Source organism: Mediterraneibacter faecis (genome assembly GCF_055383675.1).
In genome coordinates this window covers 1,979,724-1,993,775 of record NZ_AP043803.1, presented here as the reverse complement: position 1 = coordinate 1,993,775, position 14,052 = coordinate 1,979,724, and the positions used below count along the sequence as shown (strand labels likewise).

Annotated in this window: 13 protein-coding genes and 1 pseudogene; 9 read left to right on the top strand and 5 right to left on the bottom strand. The window is 40.4% G+C overall.

Features of this window, described 5'->3' with window-relative positions; translation table 11 throughout:
* Positions 1 to 4: 4 nt before the first annotated feature.
* Both ACZ47Z_RS09435 and ACZ47Z_RS09430 read left to right on the top strand, forming a co-directional pair.
* Complete coding sequence (locus ACZ47Z_RS09435; RefSeq protein ID WP_464525514.1) at positions 5 to 1,744, top strand: ABC transporter ATP-binding protein/permease; 1,740 nt, start codon at positions 5 to 7, stop codon at positions 1,742 to 1,744.
* The gene (locus ACZ47Z_RS09430; RefSeq protein WP_464525513.1) at positions 1,744 to 3,513 is read left to right on the top strand and encodes an amino acid ABC transporter ATP-binding/permease protein; all 1,770 of its coding nucleotides are present in this window, start codon (positions 1,744 to 1,746) and stop codon (positions 3,511 to 3,513) included. Before ACZ47Z_RS09435 ends, ACZ47Z_RS09430 begins: the two co-directional genes overlap by 1 nt.
* Here ACZ47Z_RS09430 and ACZ47Z_RS09425 read toward each other — a convergent pair whose 3' ends face one another.
* On the bottom strand, positions 3,514 to 4,443 hold the full coding sequence (locus ACZ47Z_RS09425) for an AEC family transporter (protein WP_054753950.1): 930 nt from the start codon (positions 4,441 to 4,443) through the stop codon (positions 3,514 to 3,516).
* A 120-nt stretch (positions 4,444 to 4,563) separates the two neighbouring features.
* Between ACZ47Z_RS09425 and ACZ47Z_RS09420 the strand changes: the two genes are divergently transcribed.
* From ACZ47Z_RS09420 to ACZ47Z_RS09400, 5 genes and pseudogenes are all read left to right on the top strand, one after another.
* A complete protein-coding gene (locus ACZ47Z_RS09420) occupies positions 4,564 to 4,734 on the top strand; it encodes a MarR family transcriptional regulator (RefSeq protein ID WP_083475145.1) in 171 nt (56 codons plus the stop codon).
* 62 nt (positions 4,735 to 4,796) lie between these two features.
* A pseudogene (locus tag ACZ47Z_RS09415) lies at positions 4,797 to 4,859 on the top strand (IS200/IS605 family transposase); the annotation flags it as partial.
* Positions 4,860 to 4,948: 89 nt separating this feature from the next.
* Entirely contained in the window at positions 4,949 to 5,428 is a 480-nt protein-coding gene (locus ACZ47Z_RS09410) for an RNA polymerase sigma factor (RefSeq protein WP_054753952.1), read from the top strand.
* Positions 5,421 to 5,888, top strand: coding sequence for a hypothetical protein (locus tag ACZ47Z_RS09405; protein WP_464525512.1), 468 nt, complete (start codon positions 5,421 to 5,423; stop codon positions 5,886 to 5,888). Before ACZ47Z_RS09410 ends, ACZ47Z_RS09405 begins: the two co-directional genes overlap by 8 nt.
* 177 nt (positions 5,889 to 6,065) lie before the next feature.
* Positions 6,066 to 6,509, top strand: a complete 444-nt coding sequence (locus tag ACZ47Z_RS09400) for a hypothetical protein (RefSeq protein ID WP_054753959.1) — start codon at positions 6,066 to 6,068, stop codon at positions 6,507 to 6,509.
* Here the strand turns inward: ACZ47Z_RS09400 and ACZ47Z_RS09395 are convergent.
* The 3 genes from ACZ47Z_RS09395 to ACZ47Z_RS09385 form a co-directional block, all read right to left on the bottom strand.
* Entirely contained in the window at positions 6,506 to 8,494 is a 1,989-nt protein-coding gene (locus ACZ47Z_RS09395; protein ID WP_464525511.1) for a hypothetical protein, read from the bottom strand. The genes ACZ47Z_RS09400 and ACZ47Z_RS09395 overlap by 4 nt on opposite strands.
* 83 nt (positions 8,495 to 8,577) lie before the next feature.
* Positions 8,578 to 10,944, bottom strand: coding sequence for an ABC transporter permease (locus ACZ47Z_RS09390; RefSeq protein ID WP_464525510.1), 2,367 nt, complete (start codon positions 10,942 to 10,944; stop codon positions 8,578 to 8,580).
* Positions 10,945 to 10,959: 15 nt separating this feature from the next.
* Complete coding sequence (locus tag ACZ47Z_RS09385) at positions 10,960 to 11,658, bottom strand: ABC transporter ATP-binding protein (protein ID WP_054753965.1); 699 nt, start codon at positions 11,656 to 11,658, stop codon at positions 10,960 to 10,962.
* A gap of 428 nt (positions 11,659 to 12,086) precedes the next feature.
* Here ACZ47Z_RS09385 and hypB (ACZ47Z_RS09380) point away from each other — a divergent pair, with 428 nt between their 5' ends.
* Together hypB (ACZ47Z_RS09380) and hypB (ACZ47Z_RS09375) are read left to right on the top strand one after the other, a co-directional pair.
* Entirely contained in the window at positions 12,087 to 12,755 is a 669-nt protein-coding gene (gene hypB, locus ACZ47Z_RS09380) for a hydrogenase nickel incorporation protein HypB (RefSeq protein ID WP_464525509.1), read from the top strand.
* Between the two features lie 25 nt (positions 12,756 to 12,780).
* Positions 12,781 to 13,446 carry a hydrogenase nickel incorporation protein HypB gene (gene hypB / locus ACZ47Z_RS09375; protein ID WP_464526052.1) on the top strand — a complete coding sequence of 222 codons (666 nt, stop codon included), beginning with the start codon at positions 12,781 to 12,783 and terminating at the stop codon, positions 13,444 to 13,446.
* A gap of 74 nt (positions 13,447 to 13,520) precedes the next feature.
* Here hypB (ACZ47Z_RS09375) and ACZ47Z_RS09370 read toward each other — a convergent pair whose 3' ends face one another.
* Entirely contained in the window at positions 13,521 to 14,006 is a 486-nt protein-coding gene (locus ACZ47Z_RS09370) for a sporulation initiation factor Spo0A C-terminal domain-containing protein (RefSeq protein WP_054753967.1), read from the bottom strand.
* Between the last annotated feature and the right edge of the window lie 46 nt (positions 14,007 to 14,052).

The following is a 14,052-nucleotide window of genomic DNA, read 5'->3' as shown; positions in this document are numbered from 1 at the left end:
TTTTATGATTAAAACAAGACTGGTGGGACTTTTATCCCACGCAAAAAAGTACATTGTCTACACCATCCTGTGGCAGTGGGCGGCATTGCTCTCACAGGTGCTGGCGGTATTTACGCTTGCCGACCTGTTGGAGCGCGTGGTCTATCGTGCGGTGACAGTGCCGGTGATTGAGAAGACAATCCTGATCCTCGCACTGGTGGTGATCATACGATTTGTATGCGAACGGATGTGGGCAAGGTCTTCGTATCTTGCATGTGTAGATGTAAAGAGAATTTTAAGAGAAAAGATTTATGAGAAAATGTTGAAGCTGGGAGCTTCCTACAGTGAGCAAGTATCCTCTTCGGAGGTCGTACAGGTGTCAACCGAAGGTGTGGAGCAGTTGGAAACGTATTTTGGAAAATACCTTCCGCAGTTGTTCTACAGCCTGATCGCACCACTGACCTTATTTCTCATTCTTTGCAGAGTGAGTGTAAAGGCAAGTGTGATCCTGTTGATCTGTGTGCCACTGATCCCGATCTCGATCGTTGTGGTACAGAAGATCGCAAAGAAACTTTTGAGCAAATATTGGAGTATCTATACCGGGCTGGGTGATTCGTTCCTTGAGAATCTGCAGGGACTGACGACGTTGAAGATCTATCAGGCAGATCAACAGAAAGCGGACGAGATGGATGTGGAATCCCAGAACTTCCGCAGGATCACTATGAAGGTACTGACCATGCAGCTCAATTCCACAAGTGTGATGGACATTGTGGCGTATGGTGGTGCAGCGATTGGTATGGCAGTTGCGGTGTCCGAATTCTTAAAAGGAAATATCAGTGTGGCAGGAACGTTATGTATCGTCCTGCTTGCCAGCGAGTTTTTCCTGCCGCTTCGTCTGCTCGGTTCCTTTTTCCATATCGCAATGAATGGAATGGCAGCAAGTGACAAGATCTTTAAGATCTTGGATCTGCCGGAACCACAGGCGGGAGAAAAATGTCTGCCGAATGGCGCATTGGATGTGTCGTTGAAGGATGTTCATTTTTCTTACGAAGCGGACCGAGAGATTTTAAAAGGCATCAACTTAAATCTCCCGGCAGGAAGTTTTGTATCACTGGTTGGTGAATCCGGATGTGGTAAGAGTACGATTGCAGGAATCCTAGCAGCAAAGAACCGGGAATACAGCGGAGAGATCACCATCGGTGGTGTACCGCTGAATGAAGTGAATGAAACCAATCTGATGCAGAGGGTTGTTTTGGTTCGCCATAACAGCTACCTGTTCAAAGGTACAGTAGAAGAAAATCTGAAGATGGCAAAACCGGATGCAACGAAAGAAGAGATGGAAGCAGTTCTTCAGAAAGTCAATCTCTTAGGATTCTTACAGACGCAGGATGGATTGCAGACACGGTTATTAGAAAAAGCAAGCAACCTGTCCGGCGGTCAGTGTCAGAGACTGGTGATTGCAAGAGCTTTATTAAAAGAAGACAGCAAGGTTTACATTTTTGATGAAGCTGCATCTAATATCGATGTGGAAAGTGAAGAACTGATCATGAATGTGATTCATGATCTGGCAAAGACAAAGACGGTGCTTCTGATTTCCCATAGACTGGCAAATGTTGTGAAGTCTGATAAGATTTATTTCTTAAAAGACGGGGAAATCAAGGAAAGTGGAAAACATGACGAACTGATGAGCCAGAATGGTGCATACAGACATCTATATGAAAGCCAGATGGCTCTGGAAAACTATGGAAAAGGGGGAGTGGCATAATGAGTGAACATACAAATACAACGAAACGCAGAAGTGCCATTCAGATCATGGGAAGCCTGATCGGGTTAGTAAAACCCCTGCTCCATATCATGCTGGCAGCAATTATCCTTGGAACATTGGGTTACTTGTGTGCGATCTTCCTGACAATACTGGCAGGACAGGTCATCGTGCATGGACTTCTGACAGGGATAGCAGGAATGATCGTTCCGGTAGAGAAGATGTGGTTAGTATTTACCCCGGTAAAGACGATTATCACAATCATGATCGTGATCGCAGTGCTCCGGGGAATCCTGCATTATGTGGAACAGTATTGTAACCATTTTATTGCGTTTAAACTGTTGGCGATCATTCGTCATAAAGTGTTTGCTTCCTTAAGAAAGCTCTGCCCGGCGAAACTGGAAGGCAGAGACAAGGGAAATCTGATCTCGATCATCACAACAGATATCGAGCTCCTGGAAGTGTTCTATGCACATACCATTTCCCCGATTGCGATCGCAACACTGACCTCGATTATCATGGTAATCTTTATCGGAAGATATCACTGGTTAGCAGGACTGCTTGCACTGACAGCTTATCTGATTGTCGGTGTAGCCATCCCAATGTGGAATGGAAAACGTGGCAGCCAGAAGGGAATGGAGTTTAGAACAAGCTTCGGAGAACTGAACAGTTTTGTTCTGGATTCCTTACGTGGATTAGATGAAACCATCCAGTACGGACAGGGTGAAAAGAGAAAAGAGCAGATGACAGGGCAATCCAAGAACCTTGCCGAAATGCAGGAATCATTAAGCAAAATGGAAGGCTCACAGCGTTCATTTACGAACATGGTTATCCTGCTTGCATCTTTCGGAATGCTGGCACTGACGATCTGGCTCTATGCGAAGGGCGAGATGGGGTTTGAAGGAATCTTAACCTGTACGATCGCAATGATGGGTTCTTTCGGACCAGTAGTAGCATTATCAAGCCTTTCCAACAACCTGAACCAGACACTGGCAAGTGGTGAGCGTGTTCTTTCCCTTCTGGAAGAGACACCGCTTGTGGAAGAAATTCCGGGTGATGTGGAAACTTCTGCTGATCAGGGTGTGAATTCTGAGGAGAGTGCAGATCGTGCAGATCGTGCATTCGCAGGAGCAGAGGCAGAGAACGTTACATTTGCATACGGCGCGGAGACCATTTTAGATAGCTATTCAATGAAATTACAGCCGGGTAAAATCACAGGGATTCATGGTGCGAGCGGTTCCGGAAAATCTACACTTTTAAAACTGCTGATGCGTTTTTGGGATGTGCAGGGTGGAAGCATGTCGGTAGATGGTACAGATGTCCGAAAGATTCCGACCAGGCATTTAAGAGATATGGAAAGTTATGTCACGCAGGAAACACACCTGTTCCATGATTCCATTGCAAATAATATCGCAATCGCAAAGCCGGGAGCATCCAGAGAAGAGATTATGGAAGCCGCAAAGAAAGCTTCTATCCACGATTTTATTATGACACTTCCGAAAGGATATGATACAGAAGTCGGAGAACTGGGTGATACGCTGTCCGGCGGTGAGAAACAGAGAATCGGAATTGCAAGAGCATTTCTGCATGACTGCCCTCTGATCCTGCTTGATGAGCCTACATCAAACCTTGACTCTTTAAATGAGGGAATTATTTTAAGATCATTAAAAGAATCCGCCAGAAAGAAAACCGTTGTCCTGGTATCCCACAGAGTGTCCACAATGAACGTGGCAGATATGGTCTACGAAATGGAGAACGGCAGAATTTCATAGCTAAAACATTTGAAATAGCATCACTAAAAGCGGCATGCTAACAATAGAAAACAGTGTTGTAACAACATTGATCGCACTGGCATATTGAGAATCATTTCCGTATACTTGACACATCTGGGTTACAGTTGAGGCAGATGGAGTAATGATTGCAAGAAATACAATGAGCATGATTTTATCTCCATCTGCTGAAAAAGCGGCGAGATGGCTTAACTTAATCAGAATCAGTGCAAATACGGGTAATACGATTAACCGGAGAACAGAGATAAAATATACTTTCTTATTTGTAAAAATCTGTTTCAGATCCATACCGGCGAAAAGCATACCTGTTACGATCATGCTTGCTGGTCCAATCATATTACCGACAGAACTTATCGAATCATTTATGATTTCCGGTAAATGGATTTTTGTAAAGAAAAGCAGGATTCCAATAAAAATAGAAATCATATTTATATTGAGGACAATTTTTTTCCAGTCATAAGAAGCCTCTTGGCTGATAATTTTCTTACAGTGAGTCCATATAAAAATGAGTTGCACGCTCATAAATACACATCCATATAATACCCACTCTTTTCCTAAAATAAAAGTTACGATTGGTACAATCAGATTACCAGAATTAGAGTAATAGATAGAGGCAATTTCTACTTCGTTTAAATGAAAAAGTTTCCCTAAAACAGAGACAACAATAAGAAGGACAATCTGTGTGAGAACAGATGCTATAAAAGCCAGTAGCAATCCTCTCACAGTGTCAGAAGTATAATCAACTTGAAAAGCGTTTATAATTACACAAGGGATGACCAGATAAAGGATGATTTTGGACAATACCTTACTGTCGGTATCCTCGACAATACCTGTTTTTACAATTAAGTATCCCATAAAGATCATAAGAAAAAGCTGTGCAATTTGTTTCATGAGAAGTATACTGATGGTCATAAAATTATCTCCGTATTCTTGTAAAGTCTTTCATAATAGAACTGATTTAAACCATAAATAAGTATAGTACTTTTTCAAGAAAAGTAAAGAGCGTAAGTAAAATCCGTACCGCATACGAAAATGCTCCTTGATATGTTGCGCAATAATCCAACAATTACGCAAAAAGAAATTATTGAACGAGTCTCTTTGTCGAGAAGCGCTGTTCAGAGAATGATTAAAGAGTTGTCTGAATTAGGACGATTAGAAAGAGTTGGTTCAAAGAAAACAGGCAGTTGGATTGTAAAAGAGTAAAAGAAAATATGTTATTTTGAAATCTCCGTTGTTCTGTTGTAGAATGACGGAGATTTTTCATGTATAAATATGGTAACAGACATTTTGGGTGCAGAGGATATTATGTCGATACGGTAGGAAAAAATATTTGATTAAATTTGTCACTTTTCTAAATTTTGAAACGTTTTATTATAAAAGGAATTGAGTAGGATATCGGGGGAGGAATGTGAAAGGTATGCTTGAACAAGCTTCAGTTGAGAAGATGTTTCAGAAATATGGAGAAATGCTATATAAAATATGTATCGTAATGCTTGAAAATACGTATGATGCAGAAGATACAGTGCAAGATGTATTAATAAAATATATGACAAAAAAGCCTCTTTTTGAAACTTATGAACATGAAAAGGCATGGTTAATTAGAGTTACAATAAATCTTTGTAAAGATAAATTGCGTTTCTATAAACAACATCCATATATAAATATCGAAACAATTAAGACTACATATCCTGAGGATAGTATAGATAATCAGATACTTGCTATCCTTTTAGAATTACCATCTAAATATAAGGAAGTGCTTTTATTGTATTATGTAGAAGGATATAAATGCTTTGAAATAAGTAAGATTTTGAAAATTACGGAATCGACTGTGAAAAAGCGTTTGGAACGAGGTCGGAAATTATTAAAAAAGAAGTTGGGAGTGAATGAGTGTGGATAAAAATTCAATTAAAAGTGCTGTGACTGGAATTGAATTTACTGAAGAATCCAAACAGAGAATTTTTGATGGGATTGAAAGAAGAAAAAATTTGAAACAGAAAATTCACATAAAGAGAATTACAACGGGGATAGTTGCAACTGCCATAGTTTTTTTGTGTGTGTTTACAAATATCTTGCAAAAAAATAAATCAATAATTACAGTTTATGCGATGACGCAAGATGGAAATGAGAAAGGTTCTGTTTTAATACCAGAACATAAAGAGACTTTAAAATTGATGGAAACGCCGGTAGGAAATGGTTATATTTTTCAGATAGATATACCAGAGAATTACATGTATAATTGCAAGTCATTAGAAAAAGAAAATAGTATTTTTACAATTTACCAAAAGGGGAAAAAATATATTGGATTCCCGAGTCAAATATATTTGAACAAATTTATAGTGGTGAAAATGAGAAGTTAATAAATAGTAGTCCAAATTGTGTGAACGAATGTGAATTTGAAATAGTAGTTTACAATGAAAATAAAGAAATTTTATATGAGGAGGTTATAAAATTTGAATTAGTAAATGGAAAATGTATTGTTACACTAAAAAAGTAAATTACTGTTTGGAAATAAAAATATGTTTTGGAGGTAGAATATGAAAATAAAAATTAAATTAATGGTAACTTTTATGGCATTGGTTTTAAGTACTTTTACAGCTATTTCTGTAAGTGCAGCATCAGAAGATCCGTATCAGGCAGTGATTGATAAATTGAATAAAGAGTATTCGATGGATATTCATTTTATGAACTCGGAAGAATTTTGCGCATATTCAATGGAAAAACAGCAAAAGATAGATATTACACCAGAGGAATTCGAAAAGAATTTGAGGGAACAAATTATTGAAAACAACCGGGCTAAAGCTGAAGCTGATAAAAAATTTGCAGAATTAGAAGCGAAGGATATTATTGAAAGTGGAAGTGGAGTTTGTAAATCTACAAATACAACTAGATGGAGTTTTGGGCAGGTAGTGGAATGTAGAAAAAGAATTATAGAAAGAAGGCTTTGGGTCAATAGAAATGACCCAAAGCCTTCTTCTTAATCAATCACATCTGTCTCAATAATAAACCGTACGTCCCCGGTCTGTTCTTCTAACTTACCGCCATAATTATCGTATTCAGCGTCCGCTTCTTTGACAGCTTTCATTCTTTTGGAGAGATTCTTCAGATCATCCCCGCCTAGTTTTTCAAGTTCCTGGATTCCTTCTTTATCAAAGAGAGTAAGTCCTTCAGAGAGAGAAGAGATTCCTTCGGCAAGGGTTGTGTATCCTTCTTTTAGTTCTTTCCCGGCTGTGCCCAGTTTAGTAGCTCCTTGAGAGAGCGTTGAGCTGCCTTCAGACAATTGACTGATTCCCTGTTGGAAAGAGGTAAGTCCCTGAGTGAGCTGTAAACTGCCGGCAGATAAAGCTGAAAGTGAGCTCTGCAAAGTTTTTAATGTCTCACTGAGAGAAGAAAGACTCTGTGCTGCCTGAGCAAAGAAACCGGCACCGGAAGACATCTGGTCAAGCGTAGTATGGCAGGAAGTAATCAGTTCCGTCAGGCTGTTTAATGTTCCTTCTGTGGCGGATTTCAGCTGATCGATATCTGTGGAGGAAGAAGAAAGATCAAGGTTCTGATCAATTGCAGATGCAATCGTATCATTTATTTCATTCTTCAATTGTGACATCTTATCGTTGACAGCATTTTTAGATTCTTCTGATAATTCTGAATCTGATGCAGTTTCAGAAACAATCTGATCGATCGCAGACTGGACAGCATCTGTCGCAGCAGTTTTGGACTGTTCTTTTGCGTCCTCTGTGATAGAAGATTTCAGAGTATCCCAGTTGACGGATGCGAAAGAAGATTTTGCCTCTGCAAGAGAGGAGTCAACAGAATCCAGCTGTTGGCCGAGTGATTTAATCTGTTCCTGAAGTGCTGAAAGTGTCTCAGCAGACGGAAGAGAACCAGAATCCGTGCATATCTGGCCAGAGAGAGCAGAATTCAGCTGTTCAAGACCAGTTTGAAGAGAAGAAGCACCTGAAACCAGCTTTCCGGAATTTTCATTAAGTGCAGTTACACCGTCATCTAAAGTGTCTGTTCCCTCGGCAAGTTGTGAGACACCGTCTACATATTGCCCAAGATAACTTTGATAAGTAGAAGCGCCGCCTAGCAGCTGTGCTGCTCCGTCAGCAAGTTTGCCGGATGCATCTCCGAGTTCCTGCAGGCTGTCAGCGGCATCCTCCATATCGTCAAAGGAATCCTCTTCGAGATCTTCAAACAGACCGGAGGAGACCACGGTTGCAGTAAAGTCCATCTCAAAATCTGTTACATCTGCAGTTACTTCCACTGATTCTGGGATAGAGATATCTTCCGTAGGTTCATAATCAGTAAGCTTCAGACTGTCCTTAAGTCCCGGGCAGGCATAACCGACAACGACGCTCTGGTCATTCATTGTAAATATTTTACCATTTGTTACCTGGATATTAGAAGCGGTGTCTTCCGGAAGGATCATGGCGGAGATCACTGCAAATGGAACCGGAGAAGTCATCTCTTCACCATTTACGGTTACATTTTCTTCGGTAGTATTTTCATAATCAAAACGAATTCCAAGCTTTCCATTTTTCCCAGCGAGATCTTCCGGTTGTATAGATTTTCCATCCAATGTGTAACTGATTTTTACATTTACAGGAAGTTCTTCTGTAGAAGTACCTTCATAATGAATGTCCTCCCCTTTGTTTTCCCAGGTGATCGTTCCGTCAGAGGACTGGGTGAAGGACTCATTTCCTTTCGTATTTTTTATGTCTTTCAGAGTTGAGAAGTCTTTGATTTCCTTTGATGTTCCGTTATTTTTCAAGTCTGTCTGGACTTTGATCTCATTTATCGTTCCGCTTGCATCAGCTTTTACATATACCGTTTCTGATTTGTCAGCATCTGAAGCTGTGGCAGCTGTCTTTGTGTCAGTGGAGCATCCTGTCAGACTTGTGGCAGAAACCAGGACAAGACTGGCGCACAGACCGGGAACTAATTTTTGCAACATTTTTCTTTTCACGAGAAATTCTCCTTTCAAATGGGACCTGCACTGTTATGCCTAACTTAGAAGTCCTTAGGCAGCAGATACAGGTACAATCACGATTATTCAATATTTTTTAATGCCTGATCCATAGGTACTTTCTTGATCCGGCGGTATTCGATCAATGCAACAAGCAGGTAAGTTCCGAATCCTAGCAGGAACATTTTTACATACAGGACCGGATCAATGTACAATGGGATCCAACCGGAAATACTGCTGATCATAATTCCACGGAAGAGAGCGTTCATGAGAACTGTTTCTATCGGAAAACTCAGAAGCAGGAAGACTACGACCATAATGGTTGTAGACAGCAGATACAGACTGCTGATCTCCCGGTCAGAGTATCCAAGTATTTTTGTCATAGAGATTGACTGTGCATTCTTTTCGATAATGATCTTTGACAAAAGATAGATCAGAATCATAAAGAGCACGATTGAAAATCCGTCTAACAGATACATCATGCTTCCCATCGAAACATTCAATTGTCGGGAGATTTTAGACAGACTGTCGAGGTCGATCACAGAGCTGATGTATTTTTGGTCAATATCGGTTATCTCGCTGTCAGAGAGATAACCACTGAAGTAATCGGAACCAAGGTCAAACAGTTCATTGAACGTATCCTGTGGAAGAAAAACGGTCAGACCACCTTCATAATCGTAGATTCCTTCAATAGAAAACGTGTATGTATCATCTTCATAAGCTTCCTTTAAAGTGATTTCATCACCGATATCCAGAAGATATTTATCTGCATAAGCAGAAGAGATGTATGCAGGAGTTGCATCAGAAGCATCCTCTTTCTTTGAAACATCTTTGTCAGATACAGTTTCCTGAAAATCAATCGGAAGATAGCGGCTGTTATCTGCAAGTCCATAGAGCAGGATTTCCTCTTCCTTATATTTCTTATCTGTTGTTTTCAGTGAATAAGCGCTGAATTTCTCCGCATCAGGGTTATCGGTTTCTACCTCGTGCTGAAAATAGAGCATATTTACAAGGCTTTCCAGTTTATGATCTTCGTCCATGGCGTTGATCGGTATCTGCAAAATGTACTGGTAGTTACAAAGCAGATTATCTTTTAGAACAGTCTGATAATGATCGAGTACAGCAGGGAAGAGCAGACCGAACATCAACAGAAGGTTTGCAAATAAGATTCCGAGGAACAGCAGAAGGTAATTGCTGACATTCTGGAAAATCACACGCAGTCGGAAACGACTGAAAAATGGAATTCTTCTGTTCAGTGATAATGCATGCTTTTGTTGCCTTCTCTTTAAGTCTCTGCGGAGGAACTTCAAAGGAGAAAGTGATAGTCTTCTGCGAAGTACTGTGTAATTGACGAGAAGCATTAGCAAGATTGGAATAATCGTAGTAAGCAGAAATGCTTCTGCGTTCCAGACGGTTACATATGTCGGAAGGCTGTAGCTTCCATAATACATACCGGCGCAGACATCTTTCATGATGGTATAGCCGAGAATATTTCCAATGAAAGCACCAATTAGCGTGACAAGGATCGGCATGGCCATATAATGTCGGATCAGTTCATTTCTGGTGTAGCCGCTGGCAAGAAGAGTTCCGATGACATTTGCCTCTTTTGCAATGGTGTTGCTGATCGTAATGCCAAAGACAAACGCCATGATCGCAATTACGATATAAAGAAATACGATCATCATTGCGCGGTCGCTTCCCATATCATCCCGGGTAAATGTGATTGCCTGGTTGAGATAACGCGGAACGAATTCTTCCAGAGAAACATCCTTGTTGATTGCTTTCATCAGATCATCAGATACTTCTTTTTCTTCTTTCTCTGTCGTAGGTTCATCGTTGTATTTCCACGCATAGCAGTATTTTACAAGTGGAGAATCCAAAGATTCAAATGCTTCGGACGTTACAACTCCAATTCCGAATTTGACAGAATCAAACATGGAATCGTTGTTGTTCTGAAAGAGACAGCTGTAATCCGGAAGAGCAATGAATCCGGTTACTTTCCAGCTCTGTGTATCACTTTTCAGTGTGTCTCCGATGGAAATCTTATTGTTGTCAGCATACATACGATCGATGGCGATTTCATTTGCCGCTTTTGGAAATACTCCTTCCATGAGGCAGGCAAGATTCACCTGCTCCCTGTTTGCAAAGATACGCATTGTGCTGCCATTTGTTAAATCCTGTTCCAGATAGAAATTGTTATAGATCCGGATACCATTTTCTTCCACAGACTGAATCTGCGCATCATTCATTTTTTCAGAAGTGCGGAAATGTCCGTTCTCTGTATTATAGTTGTCAATTCCTTCAGTATAAGCCTTGATCATGCTGCCATCGGCAACAAGAAATCCGGAGACGAATCCGATTGTGATCACAAGGAGAAGGAAAATGACAAGATACTTACCAAAGTCTTTCCGGAATTCTCTGGGGAGACGTTTGTTTAATGGGTTTTTCATTGTCTGCAGCCTCCTTTACCAGTCGAGTTCCTGCGCACTGACCTTATGATCGTTCAGATAATTTTTTCGTATCATACCGTCACGAATCCGGACAACGCGGTCTGCCATATCTTTGATCGCATCGTTGTGCGTTACCATTACAACTGTATTGCCGTATTTTTGATTGACTGTTTCAATCAGCTTCAGTATTTCTTTCGACGTTTTATAATCAAGCGCGCCGGTTGGCTCATCACAAAGCAGAATATCAGGATTTTTAACAATCGCCCGCCCAATTGCAGTACGTTGCTGCTGACCTCCGGAGAGCTGATTCGGCAGTTTTTTCTGATGTGCAGAAAGACCAAGGGTATCAAGAAGTTCATCTACATCTAACGCGTGATCACTTAAGTAAGCACCGACTTCAATATTCTCGCGCACGGTAAGATTCGGAATCAGATTATACATCTGGAAAACATATCCGAGATGCTTCCTTCGGTATTGACTCAAGCGTTTTGCAGTCATTTTTTCCATCAGTTCGCCTTCAATTGTGATCTGCCCGCTGTCTGCACGGTCAATACCTCCGATGATATTCAGCAAAGTGGATTTTCCCGAGCCGGAAGGTCCAAGAAGAACACAGAATTCTCCTTTTTCAATCGATAGATCAATGCCTTTTAAGACTTCTACACGACTGTCGCCTTGTCCAAAGGATTTTTTGATATTGGTTAAGGATAAAAACATAGTTCGCCCCCTGTTCTGTGTGAGAATGGAGTTTATCTTAGTTAGGAATACTCTGACTTCAAGAAAGATAGATAAAGCTCACACATATTAGAAAAGAATAGTTATTGTTAGTTATATCTAACAAAATTATATCACAGAGATGTAAGAAAGGCATTATAAAAAATATACAAAATTGTGCCTATTTGATATAATGGTTACTGTTCACACGATGTGCGACCAGCAATGCATCTCGCCATTTTAAATCGCCTTTGGCGATGGGGCGAGATGCATTCAAGCCAAAACATGCATCCTCCGTGTCAATCAGCGGAGCGATTGACACGGGAGTGAACAGTAACATATAATGACTTTATATGAAACAATCCGCAGGTATTGTAGTTGGAGATAAAAGCAAAAAAACAAAATGGTGTCCGACACCAGGGGGAGAACGCATGGAAAAAGCAAAAGTAATAGAATTAAAAGAGACAATTCTTGAAGACAACAATGCAGATGCACAGGTACTGCGCCAGGAATTAAAGGCACAGAAGACATGTCTGATGAATCTGATGTCCAGTCCGGGAAGTGGAAAGACAAGTACACTTCTGGCATTGAAACCTCATTTTGAAGGAAAAATCAAATGGGGCGTGATGGAAGCAGATATTGATTCTGACGTGGATGCGAATACACTGATCGATGCTGGAATTCCATCGATTCAGCTGCATACCGGTGGGATGTGTCATCTGGATGCAGATATGACACGACAGGGAATCAGAGCGTTTGAAAGAGATGATCTGGACTTTGTTGTACTTGAGAATATAGGGAATCTTGTTTGTCCGGCTGAGTTTGATACAGGTGCAAACTTTAATCTGACGATTCTTTCTGTTCCGGAAGGAGATGACAAACCGGCGAAATATCCGCTGATGTATGAAGTATCTGACGTGTTAGTGATAAACAAAATCGATGCATTACCTGTTTTTGATTTCCGAAAAGACTATGTTGAAGCATGTGCAAGAAGATTGAATCCACAGATTAAGATTTTTTACATCTCTGCAAAGACAGGAGAGGGTGTGAAGGAACTGGCTGATTATCTGTTGGAAAAGATACAGGAAGTGAATGCATAAGATGTTGAAGAAAGGGAATAAAAACATGGGAAATGTCAGAGTGATTGAGATTAAAGAAAGCGTGTTTGCAGATAATGATGCTACTTCAAAGGCAATCCGCGAGAAAATGAGTGCGCAGGGAACACTATTTTTAAATGTTATGTCCGGACCAGGGAGTGGAAAAACTACACTGCTAAGCGCAATGATCAACAGAATGAAAGATCAGCTGAGAATCGGTGAGATGGATGTAGATATTGAGACAAGTTTAGATGCACAGAGAGTCGCAGATCTGACAGGGGTAGAATCTATTCAGATCCATAACTGTGGATTGTGCCATATTGATGCAGATATGGTATCCCGTGCATTGCTTGAGTATGATACAGAGAATCTTGATCTGTTAATTCTTGAAAATATAGGGAATCTGGTGTGCCCGGCAGAGTTTGACACAGGTGCTCATAAGAACGTGATGCTTCTTAGTGTGCCGGAAGGAGATGACAAACCACTGAAATATCCGTTGATGTTTCAGGTAAGTGATCTGGTATTGATCAATAAAATAGATACTCTGGAGTATTTTGATTTTGACTTCGAAGTTGCGAAACAACGGATTCTGAAATTAAATCCAAATGCAGTTGTTTTTCCAGTCAGCGCGAAGACGGGAAAAGGAATTGAGAGAGTGATGGACTGGATTATGGAAGAAAGAGAAAAGTTATAATTATTTCAGATATAAAAAGGGCTTCCCATGATTGAAGGGAGGTCCTTTTTGAAAAACGGATTGATTATTATATCTTATACATGCGTGCAGTCAGGTTCAGGTTGAAGTCGTTTTGCCACAAAAGAAAGCATGCTTTCGAGTACCTGACATTTATTGTTACAGACAGGGCAGAGGATGGAAGATACATTTTCTTCTGATTGGGTCGGGACGGTTTCTTGTGATAAGAAAATAAAATCGTATAAATATTCAAAAAATTCTTTATTCGTTGGTTTTCTGTCCATATAGGTTCTGTTGAAAATCATTTCAAGAATAGTTTTATTTTCCGAAGTCCAGATTGCATTGACCGTGTTGCGGATGTTTTTTTCTACACAAGACCAGCTTGTCTCATAATGGGCAGCAATATCGATGTACAAAGCTTTGGTAATATTGGATACACGAGTCTGATCCTCGTTTATCAAGAGTAATCCATACACAATGTAATCATAACCAAGACTAGTTCTGGCAGCAATAAGTTTATCAAGTGTAGATTTGATTTCAATTACGAGTGTATTGTGGTTCATGAGAGTCCCCCTTAAAAAGTAATGTAGATAAGAAGGAAGAGCCTGT

What these genes read in the sequence shown, in the direction of transcription:
- ACZ47Z_RS09410 (WP_054753952.1), top strand. Translation starts at nt 4,949, where the DNA reads ATGCTTGAACAAGCTTCAGTTGAGAAGATGTTTCAGAAATATGGAGAA.
- ACZ47Z_RS09430 (WP_464525513.1), top strand. Translation starts at nt 1,744, where the DNA reads ATGAGTGAACATACAAATACAACGAAACGCAGAAGTGCCATTCAGATC.
- ACZ47Z_RS09435 (WP_464525514.1), top strand. Translation starts at nt 5, where the DNA reads ATGATTAAAACAAGACTGGTGGGACTTTTATCCCACGCAAAAAAGTAC.
- hypB (WP_464526052.1), top strand. Translation starts at nt 12,781, where the DNA reads ATGGGAAATGTCAGAGTGATTGAGATTAAAGAAAGCGTGTTTGCAGAT.
- ACZ47Z_RS09400 (WP_054753959.1), top strand. Translation starts at nt 6,066, where the DNA reads ATGAAAATAAAAATTAAATTAATGGTAACTTTTATGGCATTGGTTTTA.
- ACZ47Z_RS09385 (WP_054753965.1), bottom strand. Translation starts at nt 11,658, where the DNA reads ATGTTTTTATCCTTAACCAATATCAAAAAATCCTTTGGACAAGGCGAC.
- ACZ47Z_RS09420 (WP_083475145.1), top strand. Translation starts at nt 4,564, where the DNA reads ATGCTCCTTGATATGTTGCGCAATAATCCAACAATTACGCAAAAAGAA.
- ACZ47Z_RS09390 (WP_464525510.1), bottom strand. Translation starts at nt 10,944, where the DNA reads ATGAAAAACCCATTAAACAAACGTCTCCCCAGAGAATTCCGGAAAGAC.
- hypB (WP_464525509.1), top strand. Translation starts at nt 12,087, where the DNA reads ATGGAAAAAGCAAAAGTAATAGAATTAAAAGAGACAATTCTTGAAGAC.
- ACZ47Z_RS09370 (WP_054753967.1), bottom strand. Translation starts at nt 14,006, where the DNA reads ATGAACCACAATACACTCGTAATTGAAATCAAATCTACACTTGATAAA.
- ACZ47Z_RS09425 (WP_054753950.1), bottom strand. Translation starts at nt 4,443, where the DNA reads ATGACCATCAGTATACTTCTCATGAAACAAATTGCACAGCTTTTTCTT.